At 67.2% G+C, this 19,960-nt stretch carries 26 protein-coding genes and 1 pseudogene; 16 read left to right on the forward strand and 11 right to left on the reverse strand.

Translation table 11 applies throughout. The features are described from left to right. The 5 genes from AAD027_RS13180 to AAD027_RS13200 all read left to right on the forward strand — a co-directional run. The coding region (locus AAD027_RS13180) for an IS3 family transposase (RefSeq protein WP_341726185.1) at nt 1-93 on the forward strand (93 nt) is incomplete at its 5' end. Between the two features lie 63 nt (nt 94-156). Continuing rightward, the gene (locus AAD027_RS13185; protein WP_341726488.1) at nt 157-1,191 is read left to right on the forward strand and encodes a hypothetical protein; all 1,035 of its coding nucleotides are present in this window, start codon (nt 157-159) and stop codon (nt 1,189-1,191) included. Between the two features lie 177 nt (nt 1,192-1,368). Beyond that, nucleotides 1,369-1,797, forward strand: coding sequence for a YciI family protein (locus AAD027_RS13190; protein WP_341726489.1), 429 nt, complete (start codon nt 1,369-1,371; stop codon nt 1,795-1,797). 24 nt (nt 1,798-1,821) lie between these two features. Further along, nucleotides 1,822-2,229 carry a VOC family protein gene (locus tag AAD027_RS13195; protein ID WP_341726490.1) on the forward strand — a complete coding sequence of 136 codons (408 nt, stop codon included), beginning with the start codon at nt 1,822-1,824 and terminating at the stop codon, nt 2,227-2,229. A 115-nt stretch (nt 2,230-2,344) separates the two neighbouring features. Next, the gene (locus AAD027_RS13200) at nt 2,345-4,264 is read left to right on the forward strand and encodes an alpha/beta hydrolase family protein (RefSeq protein ID WP_341726491.1); all 1,920 of its coding nucleotides are present in this window, start codon (nt 2,345-2,347) and stop codon (nt 4,262-4,264) included. A 2-nt stretch (nt 4,265-4,266) separates the two neighbouring features. On the opposite strand, the gene AAD027_RS13205 is transcribed toward AAD027_RS13200, so the two are convergent. Further along, on the reverse strand, nt 4,267-4,641 hold the full coding sequence (locus AAD027_RS13205) for a YciI family protein (RefSeq protein WP_341726492.1): 375 nt from the start codon (nt 4,639-4,641) through the stop codon (nt 4,267-4,269). Nucleotides 4,642-4,734: 93 nt separating this feature from the next. Next, on the reverse strand, nt 4,735-4,980 hold the full coding sequence (locus AAD027_RS13210; RefSeq protein ID WP_341726493.1) for a DUF3297 family protein: 246 nt from the start codon (nt 4,978-4,980) through the stop codon (nt 4,735-4,737). Between the two features lie 221 nt (nt 4,981-5,201). On the opposite strand from AAD027_RS13210, the gene AAD027_RS13215 reads away from it, so the two are divergent. Then, a complete protein-coding gene (locus tag AAD027_RS13215) occupies nt 5,202-5,756 on the forward strand; it encodes a DUF6630 family protein (RefSeq protein WP_341726494.1) in 555 nt (184 codons plus the stop codon). A 69-nt stretch (nt 5,757-5,825) separates the two neighbouring features. Here AAD027_RS13215 and AAD027_RS13220 read toward each other — a convergent pair whose 3' ends face one another. Both AAD027_RS13220 and AAD027_RS13225 read right to left on the reverse strand, forming a co-directional pair. Continuing rightward, on the reverse strand, nt 5,826-6,389 hold the full coding sequence (locus AAD027_RS13220) for a cytochrome b (protein WP_341726495.1): 564 nt from the start codon (nt 6,387-6,389) through the stop codon (nt 5,826-5,828). Next, nucleotides 6,386-7,516 (reverse strand): catalase family peroxidase, encoded by a 1,131-nt coding sequence (locus AAD027_RS13225; protein ID WP_341726496.1) that lies wholly within the window; start codon nt 7,514-7,516, stop codon nt 6,386-6,388. Before AAD027_RS13225 ends, AAD027_RS13220 begins: the two co-directional genes overlap by 4 nt. A 165-nt stretch (nt 7,517-7,681) precedes the next feature. Here AAD027_RS13225 and AAD027_RS13230 point away from each other — a divergent pair, with 165 nt between their 5' ends. The 8 genes and pseudogenes from AAD027_RS13230 (at nt 7,682) to AAD027_RS13265 (ending at nt 12,264) form a co-directional block, all read left to right on the forward strand. Further along, the gene (locus tag AAD027_RS13230; RefSeq protein WP_341726497.1) at nt 7,682-8,194 is read left to right on the forward strand and encodes an RNA polymerase sigma factor; all 513 of its coding nucleotides are present in this window, start codon (nt 7,682-7,684) and stop codon (nt 8,192-8,194) included. Then, nucleotides 8,191-8,937, forward strand: coding sequence for an anti-sigma factor family protein (locus AAD027_RS13235; RefSeq protein WP_341726498.1), 747 nt, complete (start codon nt 8,191-8,193; stop codon nt 8,935-8,937). The genes AAD027_RS13230 and AAD027_RS13235 overlap by 4 nt, the downstream gene beginning before the upstream one ends. 354 nt (nt 8,938-9,291) lie before the next feature. Then, nucleotides 9,292-9,624: a nucleotidyltransferase family protein gene (locus AAD027_RS13240; protein ID WP_341726499.1), complete on the forward strand. Its 333-nt coding sequence runs from the start codon at nt 9,292-9,294 to the stop codon at nt 9,622-9,624. A 154-nt stretch (nt 9,625-9,778) separates the two neighbouring features. Further along, nucleotides 9,779-9,991 (forward strand): hypothetical protein, encoded by a 213-nt coding sequence (locus tag AAD027_RS13245; protein WP_341726500.1) that lies wholly within the window; start codon nt 9,779-9,781, stop codon nt 9,989-9,991. Nucleotides 9,992-10,483: 492 nt separating this feature from the next. After that, on the forward strand, nt 10,484-10,879 hold the full coding sequence (locus tag AAD027_RS13250) for a hypothetical protein (RefSeq protein WP_341726501.1): 396 nt from the start codon (nt 10,484-10,486) through the stop codon (nt 10,877-10,879). Between the two features lie 72 nt (nt 10,880-10,951). Beyond that, nucleotides 10,952-11,224, forward strand: coding sequence for a hypothetical protein (locus tag AAD027_RS13255; RefSeq protein WP_341726502.1), 273 nt, complete (start codon nt 10,952-10,954; stop codon nt 11,222-11,224). Between the two features lie 130 nt (nt 11,225-11,354). Further along, a pseudogene (locus AAD027_RS13260) lies at nt 11,355-11,728 on the forward strand (GNAT family N-acetyltransferase); the annotation flags it as partial. 119 nt (nt 11,729-11,847) lie between these two features. Beyond that, on the forward strand, nt 11,848-12,264 hold the full coding sequence (locus tag AAD027_RS13265; RefSeq protein WP_341726503.1) for a VOC family protein: 417 nt from the start codon (nt 11,848-11,850) through the stop codon (nt 12,262-12,264). Nucleotides 12,265-12,348: 84 nt separating this feature from the next. Here AAD027_RS13265 and motB read toward each other — a convergent pair whose 3' ends face one another. Both motB and motA read right to left on the reverse strand, forming a co-directional pair. Next, the gene (gene motB / locus AAD027_RS13270) at nt 12,349-13,350 is read right to left on the reverse strand and encodes a flagellar motor protein MotB (protein ID WP_341726504.1); all 1,002 of its coding nucleotides are present in this window, start codon (nt 13,348-13,350) and stop codon (nt 12,349-12,351) included. Nucleotides 13,351-13,359: 9 nt separating this feature from the next. Then, entirely contained in the window at nt 13,360-14,214 is an 855-nt protein-coding gene (gene motA / locus AAD027_RS13275; protein ID WP_341726505.1) for a flagellar motor stator protein MotA, read from the reverse strand. Nucleotides 14,215-14,498: 284 nt separating this feature from the next. Between motA and AAD027_RS13280 the strand changes: the two genes are divergently transcribed. Beyond that, nucleotides 14,499-14,894, forward strand: a complete 396-nt coding sequence (locus tag AAD027_RS13280) for a BlaI/MecI/CopY family transcriptional regulator (RefSeq protein WP_341726506.1) — start codon at nt 14,499-14,501, stop codon at nt 14,892-14,894. A 1-nt stretch (nt 14,895) separates the two neighbouring features. Then, nucleotides 14,896-16,767 (forward strand): M56 family metallopeptidase, encoded by a 1,872-nt coding sequence (locus AAD027_RS13285; RefSeq protein WP_341726507.1) that lies wholly within the window; start codon nt 14,896-14,898, stop codon nt 16,765-16,767. A 30-nt stretch (nt 16,768-16,797) separates the two neighbouring features. On the opposite strand, the gene AAD027_RS13290 is transcribed toward AAD027_RS13285, so the two are convergent. From AAD027_RS13290 to msrB, 5 genes are all read right to left on the reverse strand, one after another. Next, nucleotides 16,798-17,112: a DUF4031 domain-containing protein gene (locus tag AAD027_RS13290; RefSeq protein ID WP_341726508.1), complete on the reverse strand. Its 315-nt coding sequence runs from the start codon at nt 17,110-17,112 to the stop codon at nt 16,798-16,800. Next, nucleotides 17,109-17,516, reverse strand: a complete 408-nt coding sequence (locus AAD027_RS13295; RefSeq protein ID WP_341726509.1) for a DUF3037 domain-containing protein — start codon at nt 17,514-17,516, stop codon at nt 17,109-17,111. The genes AAD027_RS13290 and AAD027_RS13295 overlap by 4 nt, the downstream gene beginning before the upstream one ends. Beyond that, nucleotides 17,503-18,276, reverse strand: coding sequence for a HipA family kinase (locus AAD027_RS13300; protein ID WP_341726510.1), 774 nt, complete (start codon nt 18,274-18,276; stop codon nt 17,503-17,505). The genes AAD027_RS13295 and AAD027_RS13300 overlap by 14 nt, the downstream gene beginning before the upstream one ends. Nucleotides 18,277-18,340: 64 nt before the next feature. Further along, entirely contained in the window at nt 18,341-19,396 is a 1,056-nt protein-coding gene (locus AAD027_RS13305; protein WP_341726511.1) for a CorA family divalent cation transporter, read from the reverse strand. Nucleotides 19,397-19,489: 93 nt separating this feature from the next. Next, nucleotides 19,490-19,957 (reverse strand): peptide-methionine (R)-S-oxide reductase MsrB, encoded by a 468-nt coding sequence (msrB, locus tag AAD027_RS13310; protein WP_341726512.1) that lies wholly within the window; start codon nt 19,955-19,957, stop codon nt 19,490-19,492. Nucleotides 19,958-19,960: the final 3 nt, after the last annotated feature.

Raw genomic sequence — 19,960 nt, forward strand, 5'->3', positions numbered from 1 at the left:
TACATCGAGCGGTTCTACAACCCGCTGCGGCGGCACTCGACGATCGGTTATGTCAGCCCCATCGAGTTCGAGAAACAGGCGGGACTACATTAGGAGGGTGTCCACGGAACCGGCAGCAGGCCAATCCGCAACTTCCCATGATGACCGGAGGGCAACATGAAAATGTCGCAGTTGGGTGCAGTGCTGCTTGTGCTGGTACTGATGACTATGGGCGCCCCCGGTTTTGCCGCCCACCAGGCCGATTCCAATCAAGTTGCCGGAATGCGGGTCATTCAGTTCTATGGAGTGAAGGAGAATTCCGCACTCGACAAGAACATCCAGGAAATGGGAAACCTGACTTCCACTCTCCAATCAAGGTGCGGATGGACGCAAGGGGAAAGTCCACTGGAAACCCGTTCAGTTGGTACGGCGTTCGTCGGCATCTTCATCGACTGGCTCGTGGGGCGTTGGATCGGAAGGATGAGTGAGCGAGCCAAGCGACGCATCGAGGCTCACACATCCATCTACAGCAATCCATTGGCCTATCAAGACCAGAGAGAGGTCGGCCTGTGGGGAGGGAGTCAAGAGCAACCGGTTTCCTGCGTCCTGGCACAACGCCTCGCATGTCCGAAGCCATCGTCGGGCGTAGGCACGGAATGCACGGTCCTTTCGTCCACGGCGTTCATCCTGCAGGCGGGAGCGCGCGAGATGCGTATCCTGCCATTGGGCTACCACGTCGGTGCGTTCGCTCCAAAGGAAACGGGGGAGCGTATCGATCTGGCAGCCGATATCGAGCTTTATGGGATCAGCCACGACAAGCAGGGGGGGAGGCACTGGCGGTCAGGAATGAACGCGCCTCAACAGGATGCACTGATAACGGGCCGATGCGATGCCGACCGGAAGACTCACCAAGTGATAGGTTCTTGCCAGTCGGACAAGGTAATGTCTCTGGACTGGAGCCAGGCTCGGGTAGTGCCGTTGCCTCCCGGATTCGAGGGGGCCCGCCGGCATCGGTCGGCACGGATGAAGCGGGCAGCCGGAGAGGCGGTGGCACCATCGCAGGCCCTGTTGGCATTCAAGGTCTCCGTTGCGGAAACCGGAACGCCGCCGCGATACCTGAAGCTGTTCGCGGATTTTCTCGAGAACAGCAAGGGCGATGTTTCCGGTGTTCTCGCGACGGCGCTCAAGAAGAAGTTGGAAGTGGATCAGTGACAGCCTGGCCGGACAGGGATCATCTTGGCGAAGCGGGGCGCCCGGCCGGAAAAGCCATCGTGAGGGATGCGCCGGCCAGTACGGTCGCGTGGCCATGTCGATCCCCGCCATCTCCATTCGTCGCCTCCAGTGAAAGCCGCCGGATTACCCGGCCGCCATCCACACAGGAGATACACGATGAAAGTCATGGTGATCGTGAAGGCCAGCCCGGAATCCGAGGCCGGCGAGATGCCCGCTACCGAACTGCTGGCCGAGATGGGCCGCTTCAACGAAGCCCTGGTGAAGGCCGGCGTCATGCTGGCCGGCGAGGGCCTGCACCCCAGCCGCCGCGGCGCACGCGTCCGTTTCGAAGGCAAGCGGCGCACCGTCGTGGATGGACCGTTTCCCGGAACCAAGGAATTGGTCGCCGGTTTCTGGCTGTGGCAGGTACGCAGCCTGGACGAAGCGATCGAGTGGATCAAGCGCGCGCCGTTCGATGGCGGCGCCGAGATCGAATTGCGCCCGGTGTTCGAGGCCGACGACTTCGGCGAGGCGCTGACGCCCGATCTGCGCGAGCAGGAAGCGCGCCTGGCCTCGCGGCTGCACGCCAAGTCGCAGGACCGCTGATCCCTTCCTTCCGGAGCATTCCGCATGACCACCCAGATCTTCGTCAACCTGCCCGTCCGCGACCTGGACGCCTCCATGGCGTTCTTCAGGCAGCTCGGTTACGACACCCATCCGCAATTCACCGACCACCAGGCCGCGTGCCTGGTCATCAGCGACACCATCCACGTGATGTTGCTGGTGGAACCGTTCTTCCAGGGCTTCACCCGCAAGGCGATCTGCGACGCGCGCACGCATACGGAAGTGATCGTCTGCCTGTCGGCCGACAGTCGCGCCGACGTCGATGCGCTGCTGGCCAAGGCGCTGGCCGCGGGTGCCAGCGAACCCATCGAGGCCAAGGACTACGGTTTCATGTACCAGCGCGGTTTCCAGGACCTTGACGGCCACCTGTGGGAAATCGTCCACATGGACGAAGGCGCGATGCCGGCGGGTTGAGACGACCGGCTTCGCGAAACCCGGCCATGGAAAGCCGCGCCGGCATGCGCTTTAATCGCGACGGCATGGGGGCATGCCACAGGAGGCGGGCATGGCATGGGAAAGGGGAGGAAGGATGGCGGGCATCCTGCTGGGATGCCTGCTGGCGCCGCTGGCGCATGCGCAGGTCGATCTGGCGCCGTTCCTGAAGCAGGACGTGCTGGAAACGCTGAAGATCTCGCCGACCGGCGCGTACTACGCGATGACGGTGCCACTGGAGAACGAGACGGTGCTGGCGGTGATGCGTCGTTCGGACGGTGCGGTGACGACCAAGATCGGCGCCGGGCGGGACTCGGTGATCGACGACTTCTGGTGGGCCGGCGACGAGCGCATCGTGGTCTCCAAGGCGGAGAAATTCGGTTCGCGCGATCGGCCTTACGCCACGGGCGAACTGTATGCGGTGAACGCCGACGGCAGCGAGCGGCGGCAGATATTCGCGCGCTACGGCATCAACGCCAGGGAGGCGCAGCCGCGGGCGGCCTACCTGATCGACACGCTGCCCAGCGAAGCGCGCAAGGTGCTGGTCAGCGTGTTCGCGCTGGATACCGCCACACCCAATACCCGAGTGGAAAAGCTGGACATCCACAACGGGCGGCGCGAAGCCGTCGCCACCGCGCCGGTGCGGCGCGCCAGCTTCGTCACCGACGCGATGGGACACGTCCGCTTTGCCGTCGGTTCTGGCGACGACAATGTCAGCAAGTTGTACCACCGCGCCGACAACGGCAGTCCGTGGCAGCTCGTCAACGACGAGGCGGAAAGCCAGCGCGTGGAATGGCCGCTGGGCCTGTCCGCCGATGGCCACACCGCCTACCTGCAGGTGGAGCAGGCCCAGGGACCGGACGCACTGGTGGCCTGGGATATCGCTACCGGGGAACGCCTGGAACGACTGCGCGATGCGGTGGTGGATCCGTATTCCATCATCTACGCACCGGGCAGCCGCACGCCGGAGGGAAGCTTCTTCATGCACGAAGGGCTGCGCACCGCCTTCTTCGACGACACCTCCGACACGGCGCGGCTGTACCGCAAGCTCGAGCGCGCCTTCCCCGGGCAGTCGGTGGCGGTCACGTCGGGCACGCGGGATGGCCGCCTGAAGGTCGTCCACACCTGGAGCGACACCAGTCCCGGCGATTTCTTCCTGTTCGACACTGCCAGCCACAATGCCGACCTGATCTTCAGCCGCCGCAGCTGGCTGGACCCGGCCATGCAGTCGCCCAGCGAATCGGTCTCGCTGCGCGCGCGCGACGGCACCCTTCTGCATGGCTACCTGACGCGGCCCCGCGATCGGCAAGGCATGCCGCTGCCGCTGGTGGTGATGCCGCACGGCGGGCCGTACGGGGTATTCGACGAGTGGGAATTCAGCGACGAAGCGCAGATGCTGGCGCGCGCCGGCTATGCCGTGCTGCGCATCAACTTCCGCGGCTCCGGCAACTACGGTCGCGCTTTCCTGCAGGTGGGCGCGCGCGAGTGGGGCAAGGCGATGCAGGACGACATCACCGACGCCACCCGCTGGGCCATCGGGCAGGGGATCGCCGACCCGCAACGCATCTGCCTGTACGGCGCCAGCTATGGCGGCTATGCCGCGTTGATGGGCGTGGCCAAGGAGCCGGACCTGTACCGCTGCGCGGCCGGCTACGTCGGCGTGTACGATCTGGCGCTGATGCACAAGCGGGATTCGCGCAGCAGCAAGTCGGTGCGCAACTGGATAGGGGAATGGGTCAGCGAGGACCGCGCGAGCCTGGCCGGTGTCTCGCCCACCGCGCTGGCGCCGCGCATCCGCGTGCCGGTCTTCCTGGCGGCCGGTGGCAAGGACGACATCGCGCCCATCGCGCACAGCGAGCGGATGGAGAAAGCATTGAAGTCCGCGGGTGTGCCGGTGGAAACGCTGTACTTCCCCACCGAGGGTCACGGTTTCTATACCGAGCCGCATCGTCGCGAGTACTACACGAAGCTGCTCGACTTCCTCTCCCGCCACCTGGGTGGCGCGAAGGCGAAGTAGGGCTACGCCCCCACCCGCCGCCGCACGGCCTCGAAGTCGCGCACAGGCCGTACCTCGATGCTGCCGGTGCCGATCCAAGGGAATTCCTGCGCGATGCGCACGGCGTCCTCCATGCTGTCGGCCTCGATCAGGTTGAAGCCGCCCAGGATTTCCTTGGTCTCGGCGAACGGACCGTCGACCACGGTGGTGCGGCCGTTGCGCACGCGCACGGTGCGCGCGGTACTGCCGTGTTCCAACTGCTCCGATCCCAGCAGCGTGCCCTGCGCCTTCAGCTCGTCGGCGTGGGTGATGCAGCCGTGCATCATCTGGTCGAACGCCCCGGCAGGCAGCGCCTCCAGCAGTTCGTCGTCGGTGTAGACCATCAGCAGGAACTTCATGCGTCCTCCCGGCATGCCCGTGCAGGCCGCGATTGTGCCACGCGCGGGCGGCCGGCGATGTTCAGGCCGCGTGCATTCGCGGCGGCCGGCCCGTCAGGGGGCGGGCGAACGGAAATAGGCTTCCACCGTGCCCTTGACCTTCATCGTCATCGGGTTGCCGCGGCGATCCTTGGACTTGCCCACCGGCACGCGGATCCAGCCTTCGCTGACGCAGTATTCCTCGACGTTGTCGCGCTCCACCCCGTTGAAGCGGATGCCCACGCCGCGGTCCAGCGCCTCGGCATCGTGGAACGGGCTGCGCGGATCGGAGGCCAGGTGGTCGGGGGGCGTATCGGTCATGGCGGTTTGCGGGTCAGGCGGGTGGCGAGGGGGCAAAGGATAAACCGATGCGCGTCCACGGTCATGCGGCGAGGTTCGCCAGGCCGCTTGCCGGCGCATGGAGCCGACCGTCTACCGCAGGCATCGCGCGGCCGTGGTGGTGCCGTGCCGACGGGCGCGCTTTCCATCCTGCCGCCACAGGCGTCACCATGTGCGCCACTCCCGTTGGATGCTTGAACGCCATGTCCAGTCCCGACCACGAATTCGACCCCGACGACAACTTCCGCCAGGCCTTCGACGATGAGGACGAGATGGACCTGGACGACACCGAGGCGCTGGTGTGGAACCTGCTGGTATTGATCAATCCCGGCGACGAGGAAACCGCGCTGCGCCAGTTCGCCGCCTATCGCGAGGCGGGCGGCGAGGACGGCATCGAACCCGACCAGGTGCTGTGGACGCTGAAGGACGCCATCGACTGGACCTCCGGCTTCCATGTGGATTGGAAGGACACCGAATCCTTCATCGACTGCATCAACCAGCTGGCCGCGCGCTATGCCATCGAGATCGACTGGGGCGGCGACACCAGCGACGAGGATTTCCTCGACGGCACCGACGTGCCCGCGCTGATGGCCACCGCCTACGACCGCCTGCGCGAGCACGGCTACAGCCTGTGGAACTGGAACACCGACGGCGATGCCTACGCGGGCTGGATGGCGCTCAGCCGCGACGACGAAGGCATGCAGCAGCTGGCCGCGGTGATGGGCGTGGAGATCCGGCCGGGCAGCGACGCGTTCTGACGGCAGGCAGCATGGCCCTTATCCGCAGGCGGTGCCTCGCGTCCGCGGTTTTTTGGGGTGATGGCGAAATCACTGCTCAGGTTGCTCCTGTTCGGGAAGACGCCCCGCTCCCCGCGCCATCGACGCGAACACGCCGTCGCGATGCACCCAGGCGTGCATTAGGGCAGCGCAAACATGCAGCAGCACGGTGGCGAACAGCAGGTAGGCCAGGGCGCCATGGGCGGTGCGCAGCAGGGCGTACAGCGTGGGGTCGGGGCCGACCAGCGGCGGCAGCACCCACGAGGCGGTCATCTGTACCGGATAGCCGCCCGCTGACAGCATCGCCCAGCCGATCAGCGGCATCGCCAGCATCAACGCATACAGCAGCCAGTGCGACGCGTGGGCGGCGACCTGTTGCCAGCGGGGCAGCGAGGCGGGCAGGGCGGGTGGACGGTGGCGCAGGCGGTTGACCAGGCGCAGCATCGCCAGCACCAGCAGGGCGATGCCCAGCGGGCGGTGCAGGTCGATCAGCCATGGGCGCAGCGATACCGACGTCACCATGCCGACGCCGATGAACAGCATCGCCACGATCAGCACGGCCATCAGCCAGTGCAGCAAGCGCGCGGTGGCGTTGAAGCGGGTGGATGTGTTCATGGGGCCTGCTCCTTGCCGGTGGCGTCGTCGGCGCGTCTCAGCGCGATCTCGCGCTGGCGGCGATTGAACGACTGCGAATAGACGGCCGAACGCGCCGCCAGGATCGGATCGTCCGACGCCGCCACGCCCGGCGGCAGGATCAGCGGGTCGAAGTTGACGTCGCGGCAGGCGCCGGTGGCCTGCGGCTCGGCTTGCGCCAGCGTCAGGGTGCCCACGACGACCTGCTCGCGCGATTCGGGCCAGGGCAGCGAGGGATCGTCGACCGCATCGCCCGGTCCGGCCACCGTCACCACCATGTCCCAGCGCAGCGGACCCTGCGCCAGCCGCGCCCGCAGGTCCTCTGCCAGGAAATCCGCATCGGCCCGCTGCCGTTGCGCGGAATCCATCGCGTGGAACGGTGTCTGCGGGCGCATCGTCCAGCGCACCAGTCGCGTCGTGCCGTGGGCATCGGTGAAACGGAAGGCGTTGACGCTGTTGTAGTGCGTGTTCGCCCAGCTGTCGGACCAGGGCGCCTGCTTGGCCCATTGCTGGAATGCCTGCGCGCGCGGATGTGTCGCCAGGAACGCGTCCATCGCCGCCGGGTCCGGCTTGCCGGTGGCCGGGTCCGGGCGCGCGGCCAGGCTCTGTTGCTGGAACGCCTCGGGTGTGGCCACGGCCAGGAACGGGAAGCTGTTCATCGCCATCCGCCACTGCGGCCCGTCGTTGTCGCCGATCCGCAGCGCCAGGCTGCGCACGCGCGCGCTGTTGTCCGCGCCGTGGGGATCGCCGCCGCCGATGGACAGCCGGCCCAGCACCGGCAGCGCCGCGCCCGAGAACGTCGGTGCGCTGGACAGCGCCTCGGCCTGCGCGCTGGCCTGGAACGTGCCGCTGACGCACACGCCCTTGGCGTGCGCGCGGCGGAAGCCAGGATGGTCCGCGCCCGTGGCTTCGATCGCGTTGGTCATACCCTGCGCGGTCAGGCGGTCGCCGCCCAGCCAGCCGGCGGTCCAGGCGAAGGCGGCGGCCGCCGTGCAGGCGATGGCGCCGATGCCGGCCAAGGCCAGCCAGGGGCGGGGGCGATGCGGAGCAGGCGGCGCCGGGGGCGGATCGGCCGGCGTCGGCGCGGGGCGTGGGTCGGAGGCGTTCATCGTGGCTCGTGTGGGCAGGAACCCCCGTAAGACGAACGGACCGGCGCATTATTCCCGTGCCGTGCCGGCGATAACGCCGCGCTGGCGCCGACAGGGGAATAATCCCCGCTCCCGGACGTCCCACCCGCATGAACCCGTTTCCCGTTCCCTCGCCGAGCCTGCGCCATGGATGACCAGGACGAAGACCGCCTGCGCGCGCTCATCCCGCGTCTGCGCCAGTTCGCGCGCTCGCTGTGCGGCGACGGCAGCGCGGCGGACGATCTGGTGCAGGCCACGCTGGAACGCGCGCTGCGCGGGTGGCCGTCGCGGCATACGCAGCAGGCGCTGCAACCCTGGCTGTTCTCCATCCTGTACCGGCAGTTCATCGACGAGCGGCGCCGCGCCAGGCGCTGGACGCACCTGCTGGAGCGGGTGGGGCTGGCGCAGGAGGCGCATGCACCCTCGGCCGAGCGGGTCAACGAAGGACGCGACGCGCTGGCCGCGTTCGCCCACCTGCCCGACGAACAGCGCGCGCTGCTGATGCTGGTCGGTGTGGAAGGCTTCAGCTACCGCGAAGCCGCCGACACGCTGGGCGTGCCCATCGGCACCGTGATGTCGCGGTTGGCACGCGCCCGCGAGAAGCTGCGCCAGCACACCGACGGCCACGCGGCCACTCCCCGCCTGCGGATACTGAAATGAGTCATTCCCCGATGGATCCGGATCGCCTGCATGCCTATGTGGACGGCCAATTGCCCGACGCGGAGCGCGCGGCCGTGGACGCTTGGCTGGCCGCCCATCCCGACGAGGGCGCGAAGGTGCGGGCGTGGAAGCGCGATGCCGATCAGTTGCGCTCGACCTGGGGCCATACCGCTGCGCTGCCCGACGCGCCGTGGCTGGATCCGGTCCGGATACGGCAGCGACTGCGTGCGCAACGGCGCACCCGTCTGGCGCAGGCCGCAGTGCTGGTACTCGCGCTGGGGCTGGGCGGACTGGGCGGCTGGCAACTGCGGGGTACGCAAACGGCCGGCGACAACCTGCCGATGGCCGACGCGGTGACGGCGTATCGCATGTTCGCGAGCCAGCCGGTGTCGATGGATTTCGAGGGCGATCGCATCGGCGGACTGCAGGACTGGCTGTCGCGTCACTTCGACGAGGCCGGGCGGATTCCTGACCTGAGCGCGCAAGGCTACGCACTGTACGGCGCCCGCGTGCTCTCCACGCCCGAAGGCGCGGCGGCGATGCTGGTCTATGTGGATGGGCAGGGCGGAACGCTGGGCGTCTACCTCAGGCCGCGCACGCAGCGCATGCGCGAAGGCGCGCGCAACGACGGCGGACTGCTGGCGCAGTACTGGGCTCAGGGCGACACCGCCATCGCCGTGGTCGGCTCCCGCTTCGATCCCCGTGCGCGCGGCGTCGCACCCTTGGTGCGCTCGGGCGGTTGACCGCGAGACTCTTCCGTTCCCCTCCTTTGGCCCGAAGACGGTAGTCAGCAGCAGTAGAGCATTTGTTGCCCGGGGCGCTGTGTCCCGCGTGAGCAGTGGTCCTTCTTCTTGACGTCAGCGCGTGTCCCGCAAGACCGATGGTTGAAATGCAGCGGGTCGTGTCCCCGGAAGTTCTGGGATGTGTGGGAAAACCACCCATCAACCGGCCTGTCAGGCGCTGCCCGCCGCCTCCATTACACCCATATCCCTGGGGGTGACTCATAAGCCCTCGACCACGACGAATTGCAAGCTGGCCCATCCGTATCGCTCTCCCTTGAGGGTCGTGCAAGGGCTTGGTACAGGAAGGGTTTTTCCTTGACGCACCTCCTTGCCTCGCTCAACCATACGGTGCAACGCCCCGGATTCGGGGTCTATGAAGTAGTTAGGCCTCTCATGGACATTACGGATGTTCGCCAATCTCTTTCAGACTGGGCAGCAAACAAGCCGCTAGTCGCCCGGTTGTGGATTTTTGGCAGCCGCGCCCGTGGAGATCACCGCGCCGATAGCGATCTAGACATTGCGATTCAACTGGACTTGACCGCTGCCAACGGCATGGACGAGAGCGGCGGCCTCGCAACCTGGATGTTTGATGCCGACGGTTGGGAGGAGGAACTAGCCGCTCTTCTGCCGTTCACCATCGATCTTTAGCAATATCGTGGCGAGGAAACTCCTACAATTCATCAGGCACTTGCTCGGTCTAGTCAACTCGTCTATACCAAGCGAGAGGCCTAACAATTCATTCAAGCCGAACCGGCTTCGCCGGTCGGCTTAATTCAGGCTTTGGGCGGCAGGAGAACCCATAGTGGCTTTAGATCTCGCTGACTTCTTAGAGCTGTTTTTTGTTCGTAGGATCGTGATTCCTCTGGGAGTTGCTGCAGCTATCGGCATTGGCATCTACTACCTCAGCGGAAAGACACCCACCTCCGCTGCGGTCGCATTCGGCATAGGTATCATTGGTTTGGTTATAGGAGTCATCTGGCACATTGCGGGTGGTAGCAAGTCAGGTGCCGCCTGACAGTTCATTCAAGCTGACGTCGCTTCGCGGCGCGGTTCGATTCAGGCGTTAGACATCATATGGAGAGTGAGGGATGCCCATGAGAAAAATAGCCGTACTGGCACTTCTTGCCACTGCACTCCTTGCTCCTGTTCTGGCAATCGCTAGTTCAGGCTCCTATGAGGCCGGCTATAGCTTGGGCCACAGGCTTGGTTCTTCCGTTGGCCTGCTCATAAGCCGGTTTGGGCCATACGTTGGATTGCTCTCGCTTGCAATAGTCATTTGGATAGTGCGTCGCCGCAGGCTCAAAGCCATAAAGTCTCGTGACAATGACACCTGACAATTCATTCAAGCCGACGTCGCTTTGAGGCGCGACTTAGTTCAGGCGTAAGATTAGCTTGGTAGGGAATTGCGCTCGCGAATATCGGAGTCAGTTATGTCGCACGACGTATCGATGCGACGCCGCTTCGCGGCGCGGCCTGATTCAGGCGTTAGGCCCCTGAGGTGGACATCATGGATACGAGAAGGCTGGAAACTGCTCTCGCGTGGTTCTCGCTTGTCGGGGCAGGCGTGCACTTCTTGCTGGAAACGCTCTATCACATCCAGTTTGGTCAGTTTCTTCCGTTGCTCCTTGTCGATTACGTGACCGTGGGGCTCTTGGTCTACTCGGGAACGGTCTCACTCCGAGTCCGGCCATCGTCGGCTTCTGGCCTGCTCTGCGGCGCCTGGGGGTTTGCCGCATGCCTCGCATACGTTGCATTCTTCGCCCACCTTCAAGTGTATCTTCAGGGCGAAGCTCCACTGTTTGTGATTGTCATTATTGGCGTGGCACTCGCTGCTGCTTCGATGGCGTTCTTGCTCAGCCTTCGTCTTGTGGCGGCAGCAATGCGGAAGGCTGAGAAAGACTAGTGGCCACGGGGCCCAACAATTCATTCAAGCCGAAGCCGCTTCGCCGGTCAGCTTGATAAAGGTGTTTGCCCCATGAGCGAAACCTTGAAACCCGTAAAGGCATTCCCCGCTTGGGCACGCCTTGCATTCCTCGCCTGCGCCGCCATCTGCGCGATCGTCGGCCAGGCTTGGGTGCCATGGCACCCGTTGGAACTGGCCATGGACCTGCTTGCACCTTTGATGTTCGTATTCTTGTCCTTCGCAAGGACACCGGACGACCAGTGGGCCAGGTTTGCTCTCGCCAGCCGCATTGCGCTGATAGCCGTCATGCTGGCTGCGGCCAAGTGGATGAAATTTCCGGCCTGATCCGGGCGTAGGCCACTGCGGTGCCGGCTGTGCGCTGGACCAGCCTTATATCGCCCGATGATCACCGCGCATGCTCTCGCTCCCGCGACATCGCGCTGATGCGCGACATGCTGACGATGTTCGCGCCGCCTTCGACCAGGTGGATGCCTACATCCGCGCGCAGCCGGACGAGGTGTATTCCAGCGTCTGCTGGACAGCGACACCTTCATCGCGCTGGTGGCGCTGGACGGCGGCGACGTGGTCGGGGGCATCGTCGCCTACGTGCTGCCCAAGTTCGAGCAGGCGCGCAGCGGGATCTACATCTACGACCTGGCCGTGGCCGAAGCGCATCACCGGAAGGGAATCGCGACCGAGATGATCGAGCAACTCCGGAAGATCGGCGTCGGACGGAGCGCCTGCGTGATCTGCGTGCAGGCCGACCATGGCGACGATCCGGCCATCGCGCTGTATGCCAGGCTCGGCACGTGCGAGGACGTCATGCATTTCGACATCGACATCACGTGAATCCGCCGCATCGGCGGCTGCAGGTCGGTGGATCATTCGGGAACGGGCTGCGATGCATGTCGAATCCGGCAGTGGCCATTCGTCGCAGGGGATAGATACCCCCATCGAGGAACCGGGAAATGACACGGCCATTCGACATCCAGCGCATCGACCATCTCGTCCTGCGCGTGCGCGAGCTGGAACGCAGCATCGCATTCTATGGCGACGTGCTGGGTTGCCCCGTGGAGCGGCGCCGCGACCACCTGGGCCTGGTGCATCTGCGGGCCGGCGCGTCGATGATCGACCTGGTCGGCGTGGACGGGAGGCTGGGTGCGCGCGGCGGTGCGCCCGCGGGCAGCGAAGGGCGCAACGTCGATCATGTGTGCCTGCGCGTGGAGCCGTTCGACGAAGCGGCGCTGGTCGCGCATCTGGCGCGGTTCGGCATCGCGCCGACCGGGCCGGCGGAGGTCAACTTCGGCGCGGAAGGGGACGGCCTGTCGCTGTACTTGCATGATCCCGACGGCAACACCATCGAGCTGAAGGGGTCGAGCGCCTGACGCATCCGCGCGTCATGGATGGGGCGCGCGATGTCGATTCCGGCCGCCCCCGTTCGCCGACAGGGAAAGGCCGGGCGACATCGGTCATCGGGGAGGCGAGACGACCGGCTGGATCGACGGCGCCGCCGGTACGACCGCGGCGGTGGCCGGCGCTTCCGGCGACGGCAGCGCGGCATCCGCATCCGCCCGTGGCTTGCCCAGGGCCAGCAGGCTGCCTTCGCCCGCGGCCTCGGCCTCGGCGGCGCGGGTCATTACCACGATGCTGATGCGGCGGTTGATGGGGTTCTGCGGATTCTGCTTGTCGAACAGCACCGACGACGACAATCCCACGACGCGCGAGACCTTGTCCTCGTGCATGCCGCCGGCGACCAGGGCGCGGCGCGCGGCGTTGGCGCGTTCGGCGCTGAGTTCCCAGTTGGTGTAGCCGCGGTTGCCGGCGTAGGCGGTGATGTCGGTGTGGCCGGTGATGCTGACGCGGTTGGGAACCTGGTTGATGAAGCCCGCCAGCTCGGCCAGGATGGCCTGGGTGTAGGGCTTCAGCGTGGTGCTACCGAGATCGAACATCGGCCGGTTCTGCTGGTCGACGATCTGGATGCGCAGGCCTTCGGGCGTCAGGTCCAGCAGCAGCTGGTCCTTGAACGGTTCCAGCGCCTGGCTCTTGCCGATGGCTTCCTCCAGCGCCTGCATCAGCGTTTCCAGCCGCTGCTTCTCCTGCGCCTTCTGTTGCTGCTCCGACAATGCCTGCGCATCGGCCGGCGGCCTGGCGAACGGATCGTTGGCATCGCCGCGCGGGATGTCCATCGTGCCGCCCAGCTTGATCATCGACGTGCTGGCGCCGCCGGGCCCGGCGGGTCCGGGCGCGGGCGAGAAGCTCTTGCCGGTCAGCGGGCTGGGATTGCGGAAGTATTCCGAGATCGCCGCGCGTTCCTTGTTGGTGGTGGCGCCCATCAGCCACATCACCAGGAAGAACGCCATCATCGCGGTGACGAAGTCGGCGTAGGCCACTTTCCACGAGCCGCCATGGTGGCCGCCTCGGGCGACCTTCTTGACCCGGCGGACGATGATGGTGGGGCGCTGTTCGCTCATCGCCGTGGCTTACTTGTTGGCCTTGAGGTGCGCCTCGAACTGGGCGAACGGCGGGCGCACGTCGGAAGGCAGGGTCTTGCGCGCGAACTCCAGCGCCACCGCCGGGTTGTAGCCGCGCAGGCAGGCCAGCAGCGCGGTCTTCACCGATTCGTACATGCGGCTGTCCTGCTCCACCTGCGCCTCGATGGCGGCGGCCAGCGGCGAGACGAAACCGTACGCCAGCAGGATGCCCAGGAAGGTGCCTACCAGCGCGGCGGCCACGTGCGCGCCGACCGCGGCGATATCGCCGCCGATCGAGCCCATGGTGACGATGATGCCCAGCACCGCGGCGACGATGCCGAAGCCGGGCAGGCCGTCGGACACCTTGGCCAGCGCATGCGCCGGCGCCATCGCTTCGTGGTGGTGCTTCTCCAGCTCCAGTTCCAGCAGCGGTTCCAGCTCGTGCGGCTCGATGTTGCTGCCCACCATCAGGCGCAGGCATTCGGTCAGGAAGTCGAGCAGGTGGTGGTCGGCCAGCACCTTGGGATACTTGGCGAACAGCGCGCTGTTGGCCGGGTTCTCGATGTGTTCTTCCAGCGACATGAAGCCGTCGCGGCGCGCCTTGTTGAGCATCTCGTGGATCAGCGTCAGCACGTCCAGGTAGTCGGACGACTTGTACTTGGCGCCCTTGAAGACGGACAGCGTGGCGGAAAGCGTGCCCTTCACCACCTTCATCGGATTGCTGGTCAGGAACGCGCCCAGCGCGGCGCCGCCGATGATGACCAGCTCGAACGGCTGCCACAGCGCGCCCAGCTTGCCGTGCGAGCCCAGGTAGCCGCCCAGCACGCTGAGGATCACGACGATGAAACCAACGATGATGAGCATGGTGGCGCGGACAGGCAGTGGGGTCTCCACAGCATCGGCCCGGCGGCCGGTTACTTGAGCGGCGCGGCTGGCGCCATTCGGCCAGCCGCCCTGCGCCCTCGGCTGCGCATTGATGCGGGTGCTGCATCGCGGCCAGCCGTACCGGCCGGCCCGGCGAGGGACTGGCCGCCGACGGCATGGGGCGCCGTTCGTCGGAATGGCGCGGGGAATGACTTCCGGCAGGCTTGACTACAACTGTCGTCACGGGCATGTTGACTACATGTGTAGGCAACCCGAGATGGTCCATGGCCGAAAAACCCCGCAAGTCCATCGGTGACCAGGAACTGGCGCTGCTGCAGCACCTGTCCGAACACGGCGACGCCAGCGTGGGCGAAGTCGCCGCCGCCTTCGGCGAGCCGCGCGGGCTGGCGCGCTCCACCGTGCTGACCATGATGGAACGGTTGCGCGCCAAGGCCTACCTGCGCCGCCGGCAGGTGGGTGGCGTCTACCGCTACGCGCCGGTGGCGCAGTCCGGCGACGTGATGCGGCATGCGGTGGGCAGCTTCGTCGAGAAGACTCTGCAAGGCTCGCTGTCGCCGTTCGTGGCGTGGATGTCCGAGCGCACCGAGGTCAGCGACGACGAACTGGCCGAACTGGAAGCGCTGGTCGCCAACCTGCAGTCCAAGCGGAAGGAGAGCTGACATGGACGTGTTCGCATGGGCTGATCTGCTGTTGTCGCGACTGCTGGCCGCCAGCGCGCAGGCGCTGGTGCTGGGCGCGCTGGTGTGGGCGCTGTGCCGTTATCTGCCGCGGCTGGATGCCGGCACGCGTTGCTGGCTGTGGTGGCTGGTGGCCACGCAGATGGTGATCGGTCTGCTGTGGCCGTCGCCGGTCGGCCTGCCGCTGTTGCCGGCCGATCCCGCACCGGTCGTGCAGATGGCGCAGGTGGCCGCGGCGACACCCGAGGTCCAGTCCGCCGTCGCAGGCAACGGCGTGATCGCGTCGCCGACCGATCCTGCCGCGGTTTCGTCGTGGAGCGGCGTTTCATGGCAATTGACCCTGGCGTTGGCGTGGTGCCTGGGCGTCGGCCTGTTGCTGGCGCGCAGCGTGCGCGACTTCATGCGGCTGCGGCGCGCCATCGCGCTGTCGCGGGCCTGCCGGATCCCCGCGGTGGAAGCGGCCTACCTGGCCCTGGGCGCGGAACTCGGCATCGTGCGGCTGCCGGCGCTGCGCATCAGCGATGCGATCGACTCGCCGCAGTTGGCGGGTCCGTGGCGGCCGGTGCTGCTGCTGCCGGCGCGGCAACTGGCGCGCATGAGCGGTGGCGACCTGCGGATGGCCCTGCACCACGAACTGACCCACTTCAAGCGTCGCGATCTATGGTGGGGCTGGTTGCCGGCGCTGGCGCAGCACCTGTTCTTCTTCCATCCGCTGGCCCACCTGGCGGTGCGCGAATACGCCTTCGCCCGCGAAGCCGCCTGCGATGCCGCGGTGATGGCCGATCCGCGCCATGCGCCGCACGACTACGGACGCCTGCTGGTGAAGCTGGGCGTGGCGCCAACCCCTGCGCCGGCCCTGGCCGGCGCCTCTCCCACCTTCCGCATCCTCAAGAGGAGACTGCTGATGTTGCAGCACACCGCTTCCCCCCTGCGCGCCAGCGCACTCACCCTGACCATCGGCGTCGTGTTGCTGGGCGCGCTGCCCTACCGAGTGACGGCCAGCAGCGCGCCCGCCGCACCGGCGCCGGTCGCCCGTCCCGCCGTGGTCGCGCGCCCCGCGGTTGCGCCGCAGGCCAATCCCGTCGTCGCACCGACGCCGGTCGTGGCGCCTGGCCCCATCCGCGTGACCAGCGCCAGCGACATGCCCATCCCGCCCGTGCCGCCGGCCTCGGGCATTCCGGTCCCACCCGCCGTCGCGCCTGCTCCCCCGCCCGTGCCTCCGTCGCCGCTCGCGCTGTCGAGCGCAGGCAGCGTGGCGATGTGGAGCATGAGCAGCTCGCGCGGCGACGACTCCTACATCCTGATCAACGGAGAGCATGTCACCATGCACGGCGACAGCGACGACATCCGCACCGTCAAGCAGCTGCAGCGCGGCGGTGAGCCTTTGCTGTGGATACGCAAGGACGGCCAGCAGTACGTCGTGCGCGATGCCGCGACCCTGCAACGCCTGAAGGCCGCGCACGCGCCGATCGAAGCCCTGGGCCAGGAGCAAGGTGCGCTGGGCGAACAGCAGGGCGCATTGGGCAAGCAGCAGGGCGAACTGGGCGTGCGCCAGGGCGAACTGGGCATGAAGATCGCGGCGCTGTCCGTGCAGCGCGCCGAAGCGACCATGGGCCAGCGGCGCGATGGCCGTGCTGCGCAGGAAGAGGAATTCGCGCGCCGGACGGAAGCGCTGTCCAGGGAGCAGGAAGTCCTGGCGAAGCAACAGGAAGCCCTCGCCCGGCAGCAGGAGCCGCTGGCGCGCCAACAGGAAGCCCTGGCGCGCAAGCAGGAAGCCGCCTCCAAGGCGATGCAGCGCGAAGTGGATCGCGTCATCGACGAGGCGATCCGCACCGGTACGGCGGAGCGGCTCTGACGGACAGTCCGGGGCGGAGCAGGCTCCGCTCTACGATGGGGTGGCCGGTTCCCGGGATTCGCCGCGCCCCGCGCCGCTCCATTGCGCCCGCGCGTTGCGGATGACGGCGCGGACCTGGTCGCGGTCGCGGTGGCGGGAGATGGCGATCGCGCCCAGGCGCAACGCCTCCTCGCGCAGTTCCACCGTCAGGTCGTAGTGCGCGCCGCTGGCCTTGTCCTGGAACGCACGCCTTGGAATGCCCAGGCGCTTGGCCATCGCATGCAGTTCGCCCAGCGTGTCGGCCATCATGTGGGCCCAGCGGCGGCCACGCCACAGCGTGATCGCATCGTCCACGTAGACGCTCATGGCGCGGGCGCCGCGGGCTTCACCCGCACCATGCGGTCCATCAGGCGCTCCAGCGTGGCCGGCAGGTCGCCGCACTTGCCCATGTGCACCGGCGAGGTCTGGATGATGGAACTGCGCTTGGCGGTCAGCCAGTGGAAGCGCGCGCGCTGCGGCAGCAGGCCGATCGGCGCGGCCGCCTCGCCGCCACGGCAGATGGCGGGAATGGTGTCCAGGTGGCGGCGCAGCAATTCGATGTCCAGGGCGGGGTCGAGCGCGCGCAGGCGCGTCTCGTCCAGTTCGATGCGCGCTTCCAGGAAGGCGGTCCTTTCGCACGACAGGATGATGCCGACGTTGACGAACTCCTCGCGCTCCACGCGCGGGACCACGCGGATCACCGCGTAGTCGTAGGTATCATGCGCGCGCACGGATCGCCTCCTGCACGAAACCCTCGCGCCGTGCCAGCCGCTGCGTCAGGTAAGACACGTACGCTGCGCGCTGCGCGGCGGGATCGCCGAAACTGTCGGGTCCTTCCAGCCAGGTATCGGGCACCTGCGCCACGATCCCGCCGATCACGTCGTCGCCCAGCAGGGCCGCCATCTCCGCATCCACGTCGGCCAGCCGCGTGGCCCAGCGCAGCAGCACGTGGTCGCGGATCAGCGCGAAGGGGCGCGCGGCGTTCGTGGTGTCGCCATCCCAGCCATGGTGGAAATACAGCGCGGCGCCATGGTCGATCAGTTCCAACTGGCGGTGCCACACCAGCAGGTTGGTGTTGCGCGCGGTGCGGTCCACGTTGCTGATGAAGGCGTCGAACCAGACGATGCGCGAGGCCAGCTCGGCATCGGGCTGCTCGGCGACGGGATCGAAGTTGACCGCGCCGGGCAGGTAGTCCATCGCCAGGTTCAATCCGGCGCTGGCGCGGATCAGGTCCTGGATCTCCGGGTCGCCCTCGGTCCGCGCCAGGTCGGGGTCCAGTTCCATCAGCACGATCTCGGGCATCGGCAGTTGCAGCGCCTGCGCCAGGCCGCCTGCGATCAGTTCGGCCACCAGCGCCTTGGGCCCCTGGCCGGCGCCGCGGAACTTCAACACGTACAGGCCGTCGTCGTCGGCCTCGACCACGGCGGGCATCGAGCCGCCTTCGCGCAGCGGGGTGACGTAGCGGGTGGCGGCGCGGAGGGGAAGCGTCATCAGGCCGCTAGGATAGCGCGGGACCCATGCCCGGTCGGGCGGTTCCGGTAGTTGGGCTCTTCGGCTAGGTGGAACGCGCCACGCCCATGCGCCGCAGTACCAGGTACACCGCCAGGCTGGATGCGCCGCCGAGCATGAGCGCCAGCGCCACGCCATGCGCGCTGCGCTCGAAGGGCAGGCCCTGCAGGTTCATCCCGAACACACCGACCACCAGGCTGGGCGGCAGCAGCAATGCGGTGATCATCGACAGCACGTAGAGATGGCGGTTGGTGCGTTCGGCCAGCTTGGCGGCCACTTCGTCCTGCAACAGGCGCGCGCGCTCCTGCAGGGTGGAGACATCGCCATCCAGGTCGTCGAAGCGCTGGGTCAGCCGCGAAACCGCCGGCAGCAGTTCGTGCTCGTCGGCCGGGTGGCGTTGCTCGAACTGCTTGAGCACGCGCCGCATCGCGGTCAGCGGCCGGTGCAGGCGCACGGCCTGGTGGCGCAGCAGCGCCAGGTCGCGCCGCTCCTCGCCGATGCTGTCGGCCAGCACGCGGTCCTCGATGCGGTCCAGCCGCTCGGCCAGTCCGTCGGTGGTGCGTTCCACCACGTCGGCGAAGTGGTCGACGACGGCTTCCAGCAGGCGCACCGGCGAGGCCATGCGCGTGCCGGCGCCGACCTGGCGGCGCGTGGTTTCGACCGAACGCAGGGCCTGCCGCCGCGCGGTGACCAGCAGCCGCGGCGTCAGCGCGAAATGCACCCAGCCCAGGCCGTCATCGCCGCGCAACCCGGTTTCCATGCCCAGGTCGACGCCGCGCTGGTGCGGCCAGTCGACCAGCACGCCATGCGCCGCCTCGTCGTCCAGTTGCAGGCTCACGTGGGTATCGTGCGACAGCAGCGTGCCGCGCGCGTCCTCGTCCAGCGGAAGCCGCGCGACCAGCTGTGCACTGCGCGCATCGCTCAGGTTGAGGTGCAGCCAGAGCCAACCGGGCGAAGGGCAGGATGCCAGCAGGGGGTCGAAGGCGATGGATTCCGCGTCCACGGCCTCGGCATGGCCGGTGGCGTCGAAGCGATACGCCCAGAGTACGCCGGGCATGCCCGAAAAGGACGGCGTCTCGTGGGTATCGACCAGCAGGGGCATGTTTCGACCATGGGACAGCGGGAAGACCGTCCGATGACGGTCAGGCTACCATTCCCGCATGCCGGTCATATGACAGTCCGGCACGGGCGGTCCTCAGCCGGCCGGTTGCGCCTCCGCGCCGCCGCGTTGCAACGGGTCGGGCAATGCCTCGCCGTCCGGGGTGAAGCCCATCGACACCGAGTTGAGGCAATGGCGTTCGCCGGTCGGCGGCGGACCGTCCGGGAAGACATGGCCCAGGTGGCTGCCGCAGCGGGCGCAGACTTCCTCGACCCGGACCATGCCGTGGCTGGTGTCGCGCACGTAGCGGATGTGCGCCGCATCGTAGGGCTGGAAGAAGCTGGGCCAGCCGGTGCCGGAATCGAACTTGGCGCTGGAACGGAACAGCGGCAGCCCGCACAGCCGGCAGGTGTAGACGCCCTCCAGCTTGTTGTCCAGGAACACCCCGCAGAACGGCGCCTCGGTGCCGTGGTGCAGCAGCACGCGGCGCTCTTCCTCGCTGAGCTGCGCGGCCAGCGCCTGGCGCTGGGCATCGGTGGGCGGAGTCAGGTCGAAGGCGCTCATGGC

This window comes from Pseudoxanthomonas putridarboris (assembly GCF_038321125.1).
Taxonomy (GTDB): Bacteria; Pseudomonadota; Gammaproteobacteria; order Xanthomonadales; family Xanthomonadaceae; genus Pseudoxanthomonas_A; species Pseudoxanthomonas_A putridarboris.